The organism is Candidatus Eremiobacterota bacterium (assembly GCA_031082125.1).
Classification (GTDB): domain Bacteria; phylum Vulcanimicrobiota; class CADAWZ01; order CADAWZ01; family Ess09-12; genus Ess09-12.
Window position 1 is genome coordinate 401,407 of record JAVHLM010000001.1, and the last position, 15,991, is coordinate 417,397.

14 protein-coding genes and 1 riboswitch are annotated in these 15,991 nt (G+C 55.7%); of the genes, 6 read left to right on the forward strand and 8 right to left on the reverse strand.

The annotated features are described in order from the left end of the window. Window positions 1-25: 25 nt before the first annotated feature. Window positions 26-83: riboswitch (Fluoride riboswitch) on the reverse strand. Window positions 84-403: 320 nt separating this feature from the next. Then, on the forward strand, window positions 404-841 hold the full coding sequence (locus RDV48_01610) for a hypothetical protein (protein MDQ7821470.1): 438 nt from the start codon (window positions 404-406) through the stop codon (window positions 839-841). Between the two features lie 7 nt (window positions 842-848). On the opposite strand, the gene RDV48_01615 is transcribed toward RDV48_01610, so the two are convergent. Beyond that, a complete protein-coding gene (locus tag RDV48_01615) occupies window positions 849-1,736 on the reverse strand; it encodes a deoxyribonuclease IV (GenBank protein MDQ7821471.1) in 888 nt (295 codons plus the stop codon). A gap of 211 nt (window positions 1,737-1,947) precedes the next feature. Here RDV48_01615 and RDV48_01620 point away from each other — a divergent pair, with 211 nt between their 5' ends. Next, window positions 1,948-2,946, forward strand: a complete 999-nt coding sequence (locus tag RDV48_01620; protein ID MDQ7821472.1) for a M28 family peptidase — start codon at window positions 1,948-1,950, stop codon at window positions 2,944-2,946. Between the two features lie 7 nt (window positions 2,947-2,953). On the opposite strand, the gene RDV48_01625 is transcribed toward RDV48_01620, so the two are convergent. The 3 genes from RDV48_01625 to RDV48_01635 all read right to left on the reverse strand — a co-directional run bounded on the left by RDV48_01625 (window position 2,954) and on the right by RDV48_01635 (window position 6,967). After that, complete coding sequence (locus RDV48_01625) at window positions 2,954-4,930, reverse strand: clostripain-related cysteine peptidase (protein ID MDQ7821473.1); 1,977 nt, start codon at window positions 4,928-4,930, stop codon at window positions 2,954-2,956. A 206-nt stretch (window positions 4,931-5,136) separates the two neighbouring features. Further along, window positions 5,137-5,406, reverse strand: coding sequence for a hypothetical protein (locus RDV48_01630; GenBank protein ID MDQ7821474.1), 270 nt, complete (start codon window positions 5,404-5,406; stop codon window positions 5,137-5,139). A gap of 235 nt (window positions 5,407-5,641) precedes the next feature. After that, entirely contained in the window at window positions 5,642-6,967 is a 1,326-nt protein-coding gene (locus RDV48_01635) for an MFS transporter (GenBank protein MDQ7821475.1), read from the reverse strand. Between the two features lie 136 nt (window positions 6,968-7,103). On the opposite strand from RDV48_01635, the gene wrbA reads away from it, so the two are divergent. Beyond that, a complete protein-coding gene (wrbA, locus tag RDV48_01640; GenBank protein ID MDQ7821476.1) occupies window positions 7,104-7,715 on the forward strand; it encodes an NAD(P)H:quinone oxidoreductase in 612 nt (203 codons plus the stop codon). A gap of 89 nt (window positions 7,716-7,804) precedes the next feature. Here the strand turns inward: wrbA and RDV48_01645 are convergent, their stop codons facing one another. Continuing rightward, window positions 7,805-8,755 (reverse strand): hypothetical protein, encoded by a 951-nt coding sequence (locus tag RDV48_01645; protein MDQ7821477.1) that lies wholly within the window; start codon window positions 8,753-8,755, stop codon window positions 7,805-7,807. 174 nt (window positions 8,756-8,929) lie between these two features. Between RDV48_01645 and RDV48_01650 the strand changes: the two genes are divergently transcribed. Continuing rightward, window positions 8,930-9,091 (forward strand): hypothetical protein, encoded by a 162-nt coding sequence (locus tag RDV48_01650; protein MDQ7821478.1) that lies wholly within the window; start codon window positions 8,930-8,932, stop codon window positions 9,089-9,091. 116 nt (window positions 9,092-9,207) lie between these two features. Further along, entirely contained in the window at window positions 9,208-9,969 is a 762-nt protein-coding gene (locus tag RDV48_01655) for a cysteine peptidase family C39 domain-containing protein (protein ID MDQ7821479.1), read from the forward strand. A gap of 8 nt (window positions 9,970-9,977) precedes the next feature. Here RDV48_01655 and RDV48_01660 read toward each other — a convergent pair whose 3' ends face one another. Beyond that, window positions 9,978-10,124 carry a cupin domain-containing protein gene (locus RDV48_01660; GenBank protein MDQ7821480.1) on the reverse strand — a complete coding sequence of 49 codons (147 nt, stop codon included), beginning with the start codon at window positions 10,122-10,124 and terminating at the stop codon, window positions 9,978-9,980. Window positions 10,125-10,233: 109 nt separating this feature from the next. Here RDV48_01660 and RDV48_01665 point away from each other — a divergent pair, with 109 nt between their 5' ends. Then, window positions 10,234-11,535 (forward strand): radical SAM protein, encoded by a 1,302-nt coding sequence (locus tag RDV48_01665; protein ID MDQ7821481.1) that lies wholly within the window; start codon window positions 10,234-10,236, stop codon window positions 11,533-11,535. 6 nt (window positions 11,536-11,541) lie between these two features. Here RDV48_01665 and RDV48_01670 read toward each other — a convergent pair whose 3' ends face one another. After that, window positions 11,542-12,978 carry a response regulator gene (locus RDV48_01670; GenBank protein MDQ7821482.1) on the reverse strand — a complete coding sequence of 479 codons (1,437 nt, stop codon included), beginning with the start codon at window positions 12,976-12,978 and terminating at the stop codon, window positions 11,542-11,544. Window positions 12,979-13,001: 23 nt separating this feature from the next. After that, window positions 13,002-15,947: a PAS domain S-box protein gene (locus tag RDV48_01675; GenBank protein MDQ7821483.1), complete on the reverse strand. Its 2,946-nt coding sequence runs from the start codon at window positions 15,945-15,947 to the stop codon at window positions 13,002-13,004. Between the last annotated feature and the right edge of the window lie 44 nt (window positions 15,948-15,991).

A 15,991-nucleotide genomic window follows, 5' to 3' on the forward strand; every position in this document is an offset into this window, starting at 1 on the left:
CCTGGCGTAAAAATAAAAACTCCCACTCTCTGCAGGAGTCATCAGCCTTTCGGCACCGGGCGAACTCCATCGCCATCACCACATAGTATAGCAGATTCAGCCGGCTCCTGTAAATATGGCAGCCACTCATTTTTCCTGCAGCTCTCACGGCTTTTTGGACGCCCTGGGCGCCTGTGAGGGCCTGGGCGCATAAGGAGTCTTCGTGGGATGCAGCACTGACTTCTGGCTCTTCTGACAGCCGGATCAAGAATCAAGTTCTGATGAGAGATCGGGTCCAGGATGCTCGTGGGCCCGGGAGGTGCCGAAGTGCCCGGGAACGGGCAGTGCACAGGCCGCCGTGGAAAAGGGTGGAACTCTGTCTAAATTTTTTCCTCAGGGGAATATCATTGCCAGGGGTGATTCGATGAGACTGACCAGGGTAGTGATGATAGCCTGCATGGCAATTATCCTGTGCATTGCGGTCGCGGCACTCATTTTCAATCAGCGGCACCATGAAAAGCCTGCAGAGACAGAATTTCCCGCTCTTGCCGCCGCCCGCGAGATTACCATGTGGGAATATGAATGCCACTGCAGACGGATCTCGAAGATGCTCTGTTCCGTGGAGAGGGAATCGCTCCTTCTGAAGATCTCCCTTCATCTGCAGGATGATCCCGAAAGAGAGAGCCATGAAAAAAGGATTCTGAGAGAGCTTTACGGCGGTGACGATTTTACCCAGGTCCTCTCCCCTGAGGAATGTCCCCGCTGCTGCAGCAGGGATACTTTCGGCGAGCGGGATGAGCTCTTTAATTCTTACCAATATTGCCGTAAGTGCGGAGAAGTGACTATCTTTCAGGGGCTGTAAGGGGCATTCAGCAGGGCAGCAGTTTTCGGAGCGTCGCAAGATTTATCACGTCAAGATCAACACCTTTGCGATCCTTTCCCTTGGGTGTCTCTATAATGAAAGGCACCGCGGCAAGACGATCGTCAGCCAGGAGATTTCTGAAGGTATTGAGCCCAAGAAATCCTTTTCCGATGTGGGCATGGCGGTCAAGACGGGAGCCGAGATCGCCCTTGGAGTCGTTACAGTGAAGGAGCATGAGGTTTCCAAGGCCGAGAGTATCGTCAAACCGCTTCAAGGTGTCCCTGCAGGCCCGGGATGTTCTCATGTCATAGCCTGCGGCAAAGACATGGCAGGTGTCAAGGCAGAAGCCTATCCGAGGGGCCAGAGCCCTCATCCTGCCGAGGCTCTCGAAAGTGGCGCCAAGGCCTGTTCCCTGCCCTGCCGTGGTCTCAAGAAGCACCATGCCCCGCCATGAAGGCATCGTCTCAAGCAGCATATGGAGCGCTTCCGCCACGAGGCGCTCTCCCTCCTCCTCGCCCGCTCCCATGTGGTTTCCCGGGTGAATCACAAGATATGCTATTGCCAGTGATTCCGCCCTTGTGAGCTCAACCTTCATGGCCCTGAGAGAGCGTTCGCGAAGCGGAGGGCTTGGCGATGCCAGGTTGATGAGATAGTTGCTGTGGGCAACTACTGTTTCAATGCCGGTTCTTTTCCGTTCAGCGGAAAACAATGCTGAGGCCCCGCCGGCAAGGGGAGGGGTTTCCCACTGCATGTTGTTCCTTGTGAATATCTGGAGAGCTGTGCAGCCGGCCTTTTCTGCACGCTGAAAAGCGGTATGCACTCCCCCCGCGATGGACATATGGGCTCCAAGGAGCCTGGTGGCGCCCCGGCGGCTCAGGGAATCTTCAGCTTTCATTGCCATCTCATTAATTCGGGATTTTATCTGTGTGTGTGGCGATTTCAAGCACGGTCTTTCGCTTGATTTACCTGCACCATCAGCATAAAGGCTCTTCTCTGCTTCGAAGGCCATTCCCTGCTCTGATACCGGAGCTTCACCATGCATGCCTATGGAGAAGGCACTTTAATTCCTCTATACAAGAGCGCTTTAATAGGCTATAATGAAGGTTATGATTCCCCTTTCATCCGATAATTCCACCCCTGATTACCCCCCCTTCGATGAACAGAGAGCCTTCAGGCTCATCTGCACCCAGGCTTCTATGGGACCCCGCCCCCCGGGATGCGGCGCCCACAGGACCCTTATCGAGTTCATCAAGCAGGAGCTTGGGAAATATGCCCCCGACAGCCGCACCCAGCCTTTCGAGGTGATCCTCGGGGGTGAAAAGGTGCCCTGTGAGAACGTGCTTGGCCTTTTCAAATCCCATTCACCTCACCGTAAGATACTTATAGGCACCCACTTTGACACGCGCCTCACTGCCGACAATGAGCGCGATGCCGCGGAGCAGGCGAAGCCCATCATCGGAGCAAACGACGGCGGGTCCGGCACGGCGGTGATGCTTGAGCTTGCCAGGCTCTTCTCCCTCAGGCCTCCCCCATGCGATATCGTCCTTGCCTTCTTTGACGCCGAGGACGTAGGCAACATCGACGGCAACGACTTTTACATGGGCTCCCTTTACTTCTCCCGGCACATGGGAGATTTCAGGCCCGACGAGGTCATTATCCTCGACATGGTGGGAGGAAAATGCATGAGCCTCGATATTGACATGAACGGCCTGTATTATGACCAGTGCTACAATCTGGGATGGAAAGCCATGCTGCAGAAATTTGTCATCATTTCAAAGACTCTTTCTTACAGGCAGCTTGCGGCCCCGAAGAAAAGAAAGTTCAAGTACATCGGATGTGATCATATCCCCTTCCTCCAGGTCCTCATTCCGGCCTTCATCCTCATCGACATAGACTATCCCCAGTGGCACACCCACAAGGATCTCCCCGAGCACTGCTCCCCCGATTCCCTCAAGGCCATAGGCCATATCCTCCTGGAATATATCTACCACTACCCTTGCTATGAGGAACTTGTGGCGGAAATCAACCGAAAAGCGGAACAGGAAAAGGCAAAAAAAGATGAGCCCCCGCAGCCTGCACCCGAGGGCTCACCAGTAAAAAGCTGAGAGAATCCTACTTCACGAAGTGCCCCTTGTTCTGCTCTATCTCCTGGAGCTTCTGCTGCACTGTCTTGCCATCGGCGGGGCTGGGCTGCTGCATTTCCTCGGCCTTTTTCTTGAGGTTCTTCGGAACGGCGATCCCGTCGTAGATCACCTTGGCCACCGGGAGAGCGAAGCTGAGCAGTCCTGCCGTGGTCTTGATTCCCGCCGAGGCTCCCATCAGAAGGGCCGCATTCACCGCCACAAGCGCCGCGCCCTCCGCGGTATTGAGGCTTGCATTGACCATCTTGGTTTTCTTGTCAAAAAGCACATCGGTGATGCCTTCAGGAGGCCGGTCCTGCGAGGCTTTGTAGAGATCGCTCACGCCTTGGAAGGCCTTGTAGGCGCCACCGAGCATGCCAAGCTGCGTCGAGAGCTCGCTCCCGAGCCATAGGTAGCTCTTGGGCATGCCATGACGGAGTGCCTGGTATGCCTCGTAATGGGCGCCCAGTTTCCCTGCCCCCAGGATGGTCTTGGAAATGCCGATAGCCGTATTGCCTACCGTGGAAAGCCTCCTGTCAAGGGTATCAATGCCTTCCTTGGACATCCCGAAGGTCCTGAGAAGGTTGTGCCATGAAGAGTCCCTGGCAATATCCTTCACCATATCGTCCCAGCCCGTCTCCTTGGCATAGGGGATTCCTTCATAGTTGTGCGTCGAGCTGAAATTGACGGAATCGGTCTTGGGCGCCGGGTCGAAGCCGTAATTCGTGGGAAGATAGGTCGAGAGGCCTGTTGACTCGGTATAGCCCTTGCCCTGGTGCTCCACGGCGATGACAGCGCTCCCAAGCGCATCAAGCAGCTCCCGGGCCGCTTTTTTCACGTTCTCATCCTGGATCTTCGCGTCCTGCTGGAGAATCTTCGCGAAATGCCCCACGTCGTGGTAGTCGTTGTAAAGCTTGTAATTGAGGCCCTGGCAGTAGTTCTCGCTCTTTGCGGCATCCTTCCTTATCTGCTTATGCTCATCTTTGTCGCCCATGATTGCCTTTGCAAGGGCGTCGGTCGATGCCGTCACCTTGTCAATCTTTGCGAGATCGACCGCTGACAGGGTTGTGGTAAACATCTCGCTGCCTGTCTGGTAAAAAGACTCATACACAAAGAGCTTCGCAAGGTCCTCTGGCGACATGGGGAGGTCCTTGCTCCCTTCCTGGAGGACTTTCATTACCTTGGCGAGAGGCTGGGCCGAGCCTCGCTCGGTCTCCTCTGAGGCCACCATGTAGCTGGCGCCGTCTTTCAATGCGTGGGCCACCTCTACCTGCGCCATCAGGCATGCGTCAAAATCCACAAGGTCTATCTTCTTGCCTGCCGCCTGGGCAGCCTTGTCAACGACCTCTTTCATTTCAGCGGTATCCACGAGGTTCCCTGACTTCTCGTCGCTCAGGGACCCGGCGAACCCGGCGCCATGGTTGAAGAATATGATGGCGTAATGCTCGGCGGGGAACTTCTTGATGCCCCATTCCAGGAAGTCGGAGACCACCTTGGGGTCCCCCATGTCCTGCTCACCAAGGTCGGCGAGCTTGGGTGACTTGATCTGGGGGGATTCGCTGTTATCCTTGGTGACATAATACCTTCTTACCGTCTCGATCTTCTTGTCCTTCATCGTGGTATTCATGATAGTCTCAAGAATGCCGCCGTGGCCCTTGTCACCGGGATTGCCCCCGATCTCGGCGACAATATTGACGTCGTTGTTGGATCCTACGCCTTCAAGGCTCTTCAGGGCGTCAAACATGGGGACAAAGAGGTTGTTATTGCCGTCCATATAGAGAAGGACTGTCCACTTCTTTTTGTCAGGCACCGCATCAAGCGCCCCTGAGAGGTCGAGCCTGTCAGTGGCGGCATGGAGCACTGCCTTCTGTTCGTCATGCTCCTTCTCTTTCTTCTTGAAAAAATTCTGCAGCAGCTTGTCGGCCTGATCAACCGAGCCTCTTCCGAAATCGGGTATCCTGTTATCCATGGCTTTCATCTCCTGAAAACAGCAGTAATGCATCTTCATGCCTGATCCTATTATAAGGACCGGACAGGGTGAAAATCAACGGATTTTTGTTACAGGACCGTTAACTTATTTACAGGAGGGATATAAGGGGAGCGGATACCTGCCCTAAAAAAGAAGCCGGCTGCGAAAACCGGTTTCTGGAGAAGTCGAATCTTTATCGGAGAGCGCTAGTTAATCATGCAGGAGAGCTTTTCATAGGCTTTCTTGTCATCAAGATGATGACGCTCCTTCACCAGCGTGAAGATATCCCTGAAATACCCGCACTCGCACACGAGGATCACTCCTGTCTTGTAAATACGTGCCGTGCGCATGCCACACTGGGGGCAGGTCATAAGGAACCTGTTCTCCGCCTCCACGGGATCGAGGTCCCTGAGGGCCTGGGCCCTGTCCAGAGTAGGATAGATCTGTTGTTGCAGCATTTCCTCCACAAATTTCATGAAACCGTTCACTCCTTCCACTTTTTACTCCACCGAACAAGAGAAGAGTATTCTACGGATCCCCCTCCAAACCATGCAATTTTCTTCCCTCTTTCATTTTTTTTTTCCACCTGAAGGGGAGGGCTTTTTTGAAGCATCCTGCCGAAAAACTATTTTATATATGGCTCTTTTCTGATGAGGTGCCTTCTATTCCCATGAGAACAACATATTTATCAGTTGCGAAAAGAGGAGAAGATCACTTCCCGATCCCCTCAGGCATGATCCCGAGCCTCTTATATACCGGGAAAAGCGTCTCCCTGAGGACTGGCAGTTTTTGCGCAAAGGCAAGGGCTCCCGCAATGCAGAATGAGCCACCCAGCAGCACGGTGAGCGGCGCCCCTATAATGGTGGCAAGTCCTCCTGCGATTAAGGCTCCAATCGGCGAGGCTCCCATGAAAGAGGTCGTGTAGAGGCTCATTGTGCGGCCGCGCTTGTCTTCATCGACAACGGTCTGGATGAGAGTATTGCAGGAAGCGAACTGGACCATCATGCCGAATCCTGTTATCATAATAAGGATTAATGAGAGCCAGAGGTGCCTGGACAGAGCAAAGGCAACGATGCCCCCGCCGTACAGCAGTGTGGCAACTACTATGATGCGGCCGAATCCCAGGACGCTCCTCCGCGATGCAAGGAAAAAGCCGCCGGCAAGAGCCCCCACTCCCGAAGCTCCCAGCAGAAATCCCAGTGTTTCGGGACCGCCATGCAGTATGGTGGAGCTGAAGATCGGCATGAGCACCACGGCCGGGACGCCCATCAGGCTTGTGAGGAAAATGAGGGAGAGAAGAGATTTAATGGGAAGAAAGCCGAACACATAGGAAAATCCTTCCTTGAGAGCGCTGAGAAGAAAGGTGCGCTCCCCCTTTTTCACCGCTGAGAAGGTCCTGATAGCCAGAAGTGCTGCCAGTATGGCGGTAAAGCTGAGAGCGTTGACAAGGAAACACATCCCCTCCCCCACGCGGGCCACTATGATCCCCGCGATGGAAGGGCCCAGCATGCGCGCCGCGTTAAAAAGAGATGAGTTGAGTGCAATGGCATTCCCGAGATCTTCTTTTCTCTCGACTATATCATAGACAAAACTCTGGCGTCCCGGCATGTCGAAGGCCGTGATAAGTCCCATCACCACGTTCAGAGTAATGATCTCCCAGACGGTAATGAGGCCTGACAGGGTGAGAAAGGCGAGCACATATGCCTGGATCATCATAAGGGTCTGGGTCACGATGAGAATTCTCCGCCTGTTCCAGCGGTCAAGCAGTACGCCGGCAAGGGGGGAGAATATGAAGGCCGGTATCTGGCTCGAGAAGGCCACAAGGCCAAGGTAGAACGGGGAGCCGGTGAGACGGTACACGAGCCAGCTCGTGGCAACCATCTGCATCCAGTTGCCAATCTGGGAGACACTCTGGCCCATGAAAAAAAGGCGGTAATTTCGGGAGCGCAGGGCTCTTACCAGGAGCGCCGGGCCCTTGACTTCGGATTCATTACTGTGATGAAGACGGGATCCCTTGCGAGATTCTGCGATGGCCATATAGTAAATTATAGCACTTATTTCTGCCATGTAAAGGGAAAAAGAAGTAAAACGAAGAAAAACGAAACAGAGCAACCGGGGACTGAAATTTTTGAAAAAGAGCCTGTCCCTGTCACCTGGTAAGGAGGAAAAAACGATGAAAATTCTAGTGGTCTTTTATTCCATGTACGGCCATGTCTACAGGATGGCTGAAGCCGTTGCTGAAGGCGCGCGCGAGGTGCAAGGCGCCGAGGCGGTCCTGCGGCGAGTGCCCGAGACTCTCACGGAAGAGATCCTTGGGAAGATGGGCGCCCTGGAAGCCCAGAAGAGCTTCGCCCATGTCCCTCTCTGCACCGTCGATGAGCTTGCCGGGGCAGATGCCATCATATTCGGTACTCCAACGCGCTTCGGGAACATGTGCGGGCAGATGCGCCAGTTTCTTGATGCCACAGGGCAGCTCTGGGCTAAAGGGGCGCTTGTGGGCAAGGTGGGGAGCGTTTTTGCCAGCACGGCGACTCAGCATGGCGGCCAGGAATCTACCATTCTCTCGTTCCATACCACGCTTCTCCACCAGGGCATGGTGCTCGTGGGGCTCCCTTACAGCTTCCAGGGCCAGTCGGGTGTCGAAGAAGTGAAGGGAGGAGCGCCTTATGGCGCCACAACCATTGCAGGTACCAAGGGTGAGCGCATGCCATCCGATACGGAGCTTGCAGGGGCCCGCTTCCAGGGAAAGCATGTGGCGGAAATCGCAGCAAAACTGAGCCGCTGAGAGCTCCGGGGCTTCAGATTACCGTGTCTTCAGGCCGGTACAACAAAAAGGAGGGGCACCGCGGTGACCCTCCCTGAGTGCTCCCTGCCTTACTCCCGGGGCTTCTTGTTCCGGTCTTTCTCCTCTTCAGGCTCCTGGGGCTCCTCGAGGCTGAAGTCCATGACACCCGAAGCCCGCTGCTTCTCGAGCTTCTCAATCCTCTTTTTCACTTCTTCGGCATCGGGGGCATCGGGGTTATCCCTGAGGTACTGCTGCGCCTTCTGGAGCTCGTCGCCGCCTTCTTCCTTCATAAGGGTCTTGAAAGGCTCATTCCCGTCAAGCCCCTGGACAGAGAGGACACGCTGCCCTCCCTCGAGCTTGCCCTGGCCCGCGATGAAAAGGATCTTCATCAGGGAGTCGGCCTTCAGGTTCCCGTCGCCGGGGATGCCCATGGATTTCCCGCTGTTCTTCTCCATGAGCCTCATTGCCGATTGTTTTATCGCCTGCTGATCGACCTTGTCGGCGTCCTTGCCCTTTATCTGCACGTCAAAATGGGCGATATTTCTTCCCGGCGTCGCCACGTCGCCTGCCCTTATGAGGGGGGTGAAGATGAGATCGACCTCGATGTCGAGCTTCTTCTTTTCCTTTGCCTTGCCGGTCTTTTTCACGTCCTTGGGGGCATTTGCCTCAACGCCAGGCCGCGTCTCGCCTGCTTCGACATTATTCTGCACGGCGCCCGTGGGATCGGTATCGAGAGATTCCTCGGCCCCGCTGTTTTCTTCACCCTGTCCCTGCTGCGGAACTGCCTTTTCGTCAAGATTGGGAAAAGCGCCAGGATAGCGGATCTGATCGATGGCATCAAGAGTTTTGTTGTAATAGGCCTGGAGATCCTGCACATTCCCCGGGGTGATCTGCTCCACGGGCATCAGGGAGCCCGAAGCGGCATCATCGGTACGCCTCTCTCTCTCCACCTGCCTCTGTCGGATCTCCGCGAGGTCCTGGGGGGATATCTGCCCTGTCGAGGAGGACAGAGCGGGATTGAAAGCGATAGGATCGTTCATGGAACTCACCTCTCCCGTGCCTGCAGATCTGATCACAACCTACTGGCAACAGTAATTTATATTATCATTATTATAGCGTACCGCAGCGGCATAGTCAATATTTTTCCTCATGCCTTGACAGCATGGAAAAAATCTGTTTTAATGTGAGTCCACAGAGACAAACTTATCAGGGAGATGAATACCGTGAATTACGCCGACCAGATCAGCTCCAGGGACTTCCTGGAGAACAAGAACGCACTGAAACAGAAGCTCATCATGGCTTTCGGGAATACCTGCAAGGATTCCGGCGAGCTCGAGGAATACATCAACAAGGTGAACGAGATCCTCAGGGCTTGACGAGGTGCATTACCGCCACCCTGTCCAGAATTTAACCAAATGTTAATAAGAAATAATTGACTTTCCAGGCACCGGGATGTTACAATTTCTGTAAGAGATAAAAAAGCGGAGACCTGATGAACGAGATATCGCCTGGCGGTCTTTCACCATACTTCAGCGGCCAGCTTGAAAAAATACCCGCCGGCCCTCTCGGCAGTGAGCAGCAGACTCCCCTGCCTTCCGATACTTTCGAGCGTCTCTGCCATCACAATAATGGCCACGCGGAGGCTCCGCACGGCGGGATAACACCGGCGACCCAGCCATCGATCAAGCCTGAAGACCCGAAAACCGAAGAGATCCCCCCGCCCCTTCTCCCCGTCCCCGATACAAGGCAGGCCTTTGACTACACATGCGGGGCGTCATCACTTCAGGCCGTCCTGATGTATTACGGCGAGGAGTACCTCGAGAGCGACCTCATGAAGATGCTCGGCACGACGCAGAACGGAACCACCCCCCAGGATATCGTCCGAGTGGCCCGCGAGCTTGGCTTTGACGTGGAGATGAAAGAGAACATGACAGTAGATGACCTGGCGAAGCTCACCAGGGAGAAGGTCCCCGTCATTGTTGACGGACAGGCATGGCGTGAAGGCGAAGATCTCAAGAAGCCCTGGAGCGAGGTCTGGGAATCAGGCCATTACATGGTGGCCGTGGGCGTGGGCGAAAAGAATGTCTACCTTGAGGACCCCTCCATCCTGGGGAGCAAAGGAATCATACCGCGCGGCGAGTTTGAAGAGCGCTGGCATGACTACGATGACAGGAAGTATTATAACCTCGGCATCATCATCAAGGGCAAAAAGCCCATGCCCCCGCCGCCCTTTATCTCCGTCCTCTCGGCATAGTCTTCAGGCTACTTCACGTCTGCTTCCTGCAGGTCAAAGGTGGAGACTTTCCTGATCTTCTCTATGACATGCCACCTGCATTTCAGCCCCTTGGGGAAGAAGATGATATCCCCGGTGTTTATCTCCACTTCCTGGTCATCGGTGGTGACTTTCACTTTTCCTTACCTTTCTTTCCCGGTGAAATCCCCGTTGATCACACCTTCCGTCTGTGATATACTCAAGAGCATGAAAAAGGAGCATATCGAAGCAGCAGAGGGAGCACCAATGAGACTCACAAAAGACAACGTCAATCAAGCACGGATCAACACAAGGCTGCACCACAGAGATTACGGGGATTTGAGCGCTCCAGGGGCCGTGATGATGAAAAAATGGGGCAGAAACGGCGCCCCCTGCAGGGAATATGCCCCTCTTTTCATCCATCTCACCGTGACAGGAAGATGCAATGCCCGCTGCAAGGGGTGCATCAACACCTATGTGACTCTTGGACAAGAGGGATCAAGAAAAGGCATTTTTCAGGAATCAGAGGCCCTTCCCCGCAGAGATGCGAGGGCCGTGATAAACCTTGCCCACCTTCACCCCGATGATGAGGTCACCGTGTGCCTTTACGGCGGGGAACCCCTCCTTGTGGCCGACAAGGTGGCGGAAATCATGGGTATCATCAGGGATTCCGATATAAGCAGCAGGATCCGCTACCTCCTGTATACGAACGGGGAGCTGCTTGCAGTCTCCATCAGGGAGCACCCCGAGGTAATGAAGCAGATATGGCTCTATGCCGTCGGCATTGACGGGGGGCCGCAGCAGCATAACTCCATCAGGAGGGGCACCGATCTGGCCCGTATCCGCGGGAACCTTGAGGAGCTGAGAGCGCAATGCCCCGGGAAGGTCCTCATGTGGTCCACCCTCCGGGAGGAGCAGTCCCTCCTTGACTGCTTCGAGGAATTCCTTTCCCTTCAGAAGAGGGGCCTGGCCGACCACCTCTTCTGGCACTGGGTGGAGACCGACGAGCGCTTCGAGAATTTTCCAGGCTACGCGGCCCGCTATGAAGACCATCTCAGAAAGATAATGGACTCCTTCCTTGAATTCCTGAGGAAAGGCGTCATACTCCCCATCGCCCACGTGAACGAGCTCATCCTTTTCCTTCTCGAGGGGAAAGTAAGGGGGAGCTCGGCCTGCGGGGTGGAAGTGGCAAAGAACTATGATCTCATGGGAGGAAAAATCCACGCATGCGCCGATCTCCCTCCCGAGCTTGCCATAGGGGATATCGGCGACGACGGCGAGCTCCATATCAGGGAGCACCGGCTTGCTGACCTGGTAAGATACCAGCAGGTGCTGGAATGCCCCACATGCGGTGTCGTGGCATACTGCGGGGGACGCTGCCCCGTGCAGGCGCTCACCAGCACGCCGGAGCGGCTTGTGCAGTACTGCGAGCTCATGAGGCTCCACGTGGCGGTCATACAGGATTTCATGCCCCGGATCACGGCATTGATGGAAGAGCAGGCTCTCGCGCCCCAGGACCTTTATGACCAGTCAGCCATGATCGCCCAGTTCACCGATGTCGCCCCCTGAAGGTGCCTACCCCTTCCTGCATTCCGGGAGCTCCAGCTCAACGATCACGCCGGGTATGCCCGCCCGGTTATAAAGACGGCATGTCCCCCCGGCCTGCCATACCAGCGAGGACACGACAGGAAGACCGAGCCCTTTCCCCTGCTGCTCGCCTGAAGCCCCCGCCTGGTAATAAGGAGTCCAGACCCGGGCAAGCACACCGGCAGGAAGAGTAAGGCCGTTATCGCTCACCGTGATCCTCACTTTCCCCGCTTCGCTCTGCCATGCCTTGATTTCCAGCGCCGGCGCCTTGTCGGGGTGGAACTTCCTCGCATTTCCCGAGACCTCCCAGAGAATGAGCTCCATCGCCGGGGGCATGAGGTTCACCAGAACCCCTTCGAGCCCAGGATCCAGTGAGACCGCCAGAGAGCCCAGATTGAAGCGGGCTCTTATCTCTTCACCGAGAGAGGCAAGGCGCGAGAGCGGAAAGCCTTCGCCGGGCAAAGGGATTACCCTGGGCTCAAGAGACTGCTGCACCGAGGCGGAAGCGCCAAGAGCCCTTTCAAGAAGGGCAGAAACCTTCTCTGCACGTGCTTCAGGAGGGGAAGCATCATTCTTCCTGAGAATCCTCAGAGCTTCCTGAAGGGGCGGGATAAGGCGGTGCTCAACAATCTTCCCCAGGGTCCAGAGGGCGCGGTTCATCGCTATCTCTGTGCTTACCTCCTGGAGCCTCAGAAGCCACTGCGAATCCCTGCCCACGGTCTTCTCGAAGGTGCTCACCTGGAGCCACCGCGATGCCGTCGAGGGGCCCTCGCTCCTCACGAGATATCGCCTGGCTCCCGAGTTCTTCACCGCCCTCTCATCCCATTTCTCCCAGGCCTCGGCAGGCTCGCAGCGGTAATGCTCCCTGGCCAGGTCCAGAAATTTCTCGTCGATGGGTTCATTGACCTCTCCGATAATCCCCAGGTAGAGGCGGGCTTTTAAATTGGCATAGACAATCCCGTCGCTGCTGTCTATCAGCAGGTATCCCTCGCCTGACTGCTCAAGCATCCAGTCCGCCTGGGCCCGCTCCATCATGAGATGGCGGTAACGGTTGAGCCTGGTGATGGTGCGGATCCTTGCCCTCAGCTCCATGCGGTTATATGGCTTTGAGATGAAATCATCGGCGCCTGCCTGAATGCCGGCGAGCCTTGAGTCCTGGTCATCAAGGGCCGTCAGCATCAGCACGGGCACCTCGCTGAGTATTGGATTGGCCCTTAGATGGCGGCACACTTCAAAGCCGTTCATCTCCGGCATCATCACATCAAGGAGAATGAGATCGGGCAGGTACAGTTCTGCCTTCTCGAGGGCCTCCCGGCCGTCTGCGGCTGAAATCAGCTCGTAGCCCTGGCCGGTGAGGAGGCCCTGGAGGGCCTCCCGGCCCCTCTGGTCATCATCAACGATAAGAATAGTGCAGGCACGCGGCATCTGGCTCCCCCTTTTCTATTTGGTTATTCTTGCAATGAAAGATCTCCATGGCTTTTTCCACGGTGCGCTTCTATGACGGCCTTGAGTTTCTTAAGGCTCACCGGCTTGCTCAGATAGTAATCGGCACCTGCTTCAAGGCAGCGCTCCCTGTCGCCTGGCATGGCAAGGGCGGTGAGGGCTATGACGGGAATATCCCTTATGGCGGCCTCATTCCTGATGCGGCGCGTGGCTTCGAGCCCGTCCACGCCAGGCATCTGGACATCCATCAGGATGACCTCGGGGTGCCATTCACGGGCCGCCGTCACGGCCTCCCCGCCGTTGCGGGCCACGACGACACGGTATCCCTTCGCCTGGAGGTAATCAGTCACCATGCCTATGATGGTCTCATTATCTTCAGCAAGAAGGATAAGTGACTCTGACGGCGGAGACGGGGGGACCACCATGAGGACCTTGCTTCCCGCCTCAGGCTTCTTGAGAGCCGCGCCGAGCACTCTCCTGAGCTCTCCCCGCGAAATGGGCTTCACGATGTAATCAAGGGCCCCTTTCTTCACGCCCTCGGCTTTTTCATCAATAACCGAGGTGATTATCACAGGAATTGACGCCGTCTGCTCATCGGCCTTGAGCATCGAGAGGACTGCCCAGCCATCAATCCCCGGAAGCATGAGGTCCAGAATCACTATGTCCGGCTTGATCTCCATGGCCTTCTGAAGCACGTCCTCCCCTTTCGGGTGCACTACGGTGCTGATACCGAGCTCCCCGAGGTATCTTGAGACCTGCTCGGCATCTCCCAGGGAATCTTCCACGACAAGCGCCTGCTTTAAAGGTGCGGCGACTGGAAAAGAGTCTGTCTCATGCCCCGTCTCCCCGGGCGCCTCAGTCTCCGTGGGCTCCCAGGGAAGATTTATCGTGAAGCGGCTCCCCTTGTCCGGGGCGCTCTCAAGTGATACACTCCCCCTGTGAAGCTCTGCCAGGCGGGCTACAAGCGCAAGCCCGAGGCCGGTGCCTCCATACTGACGGGAAAGACTGCTGTCAAGCTGCGTAAAAGGCTTGAAGAGAAGGGCGATCTTATCGGGAGGTATGCCTATGCCGGTATCCCATACGGCAAATCTTGCCACCTGGTGCTCGCCGTCACCCTGGACCTCCATTCCTATCTTTCCTCCCTCGGGCGTGAACTTCACCGCGTTGCTGAGAAGGTTCACCAGCATCTGCTTGAGATAGCGCTCATCGGCGTTGATGAACGACACATTGCTGTCAACGGTGAGAGAGAGCGTAAGCTGCTTCTTGTATGCCTGGGCCTTGGCAAGCCTCATGCTTGCCTGGCAGACCGCTTCGACATCGGTGCTCTTCAGATCAAGAGTGATCTTGCCGGCTTCTATCTTTGAGAGATCAAGGATGTCATTGATAAGGGAGAGAAGGTGCTGCCCGCTCTCGCTGATATTCTTGAGGGCCTTTTTCTGGCTCTCGACCAGGTCACCGTACACCCCTTCGTCAAGCGATTCAGAGATGCTGAGAATGGCGGAGAGGGGGGTGCGGAGCTCATGGCTCATGCTCGCCAGGAACTCATCCTTGGCCCTCACCGCCCTGGAGAGCTCGGCATTGGCAGCCGAGAGCTCCGAGGTCCTCCCGGCAACCCGCTCTGACAGCAGGGAGCGCTCATGGCGGAGCTCCTCCTCGACCTTGTTCCTCTCCAGTATCTCTTCGCTGAGGGCCTTTGTCCTCTCGGCCACGCGGTGATCAAGCTCCTCGTTGAGGCGCTTGAGCTCTTCCGTGGCCCTCTTCCTCTCGGTGATATCGCGCATCACGCCGTCTTCCTGGAGAAAGTCGCCATTGCGGAGGTACCTGCTGTGGGAGTTGAGCTCAATCCACATTATGGAGCCGTCCTTCTTCACTATCCTGAACTGCATGCCGCGGTTGTAATCTCTCTTGATCCGCATCCCTTCAAGAAAACTGTCAAGGACCCTTTCGCGGTCATCCTCGTGGATATACCTGAGAAAGGGAGTGCCGACGATTTCTTTCTCGCCGTACCCCGTGAGGTCGCTTGAGATCTCGTTCACGGCAATAATCTTGCCCTGCTTGTCGATTGATACGATTATATCGGGGATGCTGTGGGCCAGGCCCCTGTATTTCATCTCGCTTTCGCGGAGAGCATCTTCGGCGAGCTTGCGCTCCGTGATATCCCGCACGACAGTGGCTACCATGATTACCTTGTCGCCCTCCATGAGAGGGATGCGCCTGATCTCCGAGATATACTCGTTCTCCATGATGAAAGTGGTATCTTCCGTCACAAGGGTCTGGGCCGTGTCGAAGACTTTCCTGTAATCAGCCATCTGCCTGTCAGTGATAAAGGGGAAAAGCTCCGTGAGAGGCCTCCCGATGAACTGCTGGGGGTCAATTTTAAGGACTTCCATTGACTTCTCACGGAAGATCCTGTTGAAAAGAACGATCCTGAGGTCCCTGTCAATCACCGAGACGGAGTCACCCATCGAGTTGATGGTGTCACGGTACTGCTTTTCAGAGTTGCGCAGGGCCTCCTCGGCGTGCTTCCTGCCGGTGATGTCAATTATGAAGCCCAGGAGGCCGCTCAGGGAGCCGTCGTAATTGATGAAAGGCGCATTGTTGACTATGGCGTATCGTGTGGTGCCCTCCTTATCCTGAAAGGAAATCTCGTAATTCTGGGTGGCCTGGTCCTCCATCAGGATACGGTCCATTTCCATGAACTTCTCCGAGAGGGGCGGGGGGAAAATGTCGGAAGCAGTTCTCCCTATCAGATCCTGGCGGGGCTTCCCGGTAAAGGCCTCGAATTCCCTGTTGCAGCCTTCATAGACCCCGTTCCTGTTCTTGAAATAAAAAGGATTGGGGATGCCGTCAATGACCTTCTGCATGAAGTCAATATTGGTCATGATAAGGTCTTCCGCTTTGATGCCCCTGGCCTCCAGGGCTGCCGCCTTCTCTGGTCTTTCTTCATCCACAGGCGCCGCCCCCTCCCGTCATAGAGAATTGCCCTCTTTCCACT

Excerpts from the sequence above, each read along its gene's own strand:
- RDV48_01610 (MDQ7821470.1), top strand. The coding sequence starts at position 404 with ATGAGACTGACCAGGGTAGTGATGATAGCCTGCATGGCAATTATCCTG.
- RDV48_01615 (MDQ7821471.1), bottom strand. The coding sequence starts at position 1,736 with ATGAAAGCTGAAGATTCCCTGAGCCGCCGGGGCGCCACCAGGCTCCTT.
- RDV48_01620 (MDQ7821472.1), top strand. The coding sequence starts at position 1,948 with ATGATTCCCCTTTCATCCGATAATTCCACCCCTGATTACCCCCCCTTC.
- RDV48_01625 (MDQ7821473.1), bottom strand. The coding sequence starts at position 4,930 with ATGGATAACAGGATACCCGATTTCGGAAGAGGCTCGGTTGATCAGGCC.
- RDV48_01630 (MDQ7821474.1), bottom strand. The coding sequence starts at position 5,406 with ATGAAATTTGTGGAGGAAATGCTGCAACAACAGATCTATCCTACTCTG.
- RDV48_01635 (MDQ7821475.1), bottom strand. The coding sequence starts at position 6,967 with ATGGCCATCGCAGAATCTCGCAAGGGATCCCGTCTTCATCACAGTAAT.
- wrbA (MDQ7821476.1), top strand. The coding sequence starts at position 7,104 with ATGAAAATTCTAGTGGTCTTTTATTCCATGTACGGCCATGTCTACAGG.
- RDV48_01645 (MDQ7821477.1), bottom strand. The coding sequence starts at position 8,755 with ATGAACGATCCTATCGCTTTCAATCCCGCTCTGTCCTCCTCGACAGGG.
- RDV48_01650 (MDQ7821478.1), top strand. The coding sequence starts at position 8,930 with ATGAATACCGTGAATTACGCCGACCAGATCAGCTCCAGGGACTTCCTG.
- RDV48_01655 (MDQ7821479.1), top strand. The coding sequence starts at position 9,208 with ATGAACGAGATATCGCCTGGCGGTCTTTCACCATACTTCAGCGGCCAG.
- RDV48_01665 (MDQ7821481.1), top strand. The coding sequence starts at position 10,234 with ATGAGACTCACAAAAGACAACGTCAATCAAGCACGGATCAACACAAGG.
- RDV48_01670 (MDQ7821482.1), bottom strand. The coding sequence starts at position 12,978 with ATGCCGCGTGCCTGCACTATTCTTATCGTTGATGATGACCAGAGGGGC.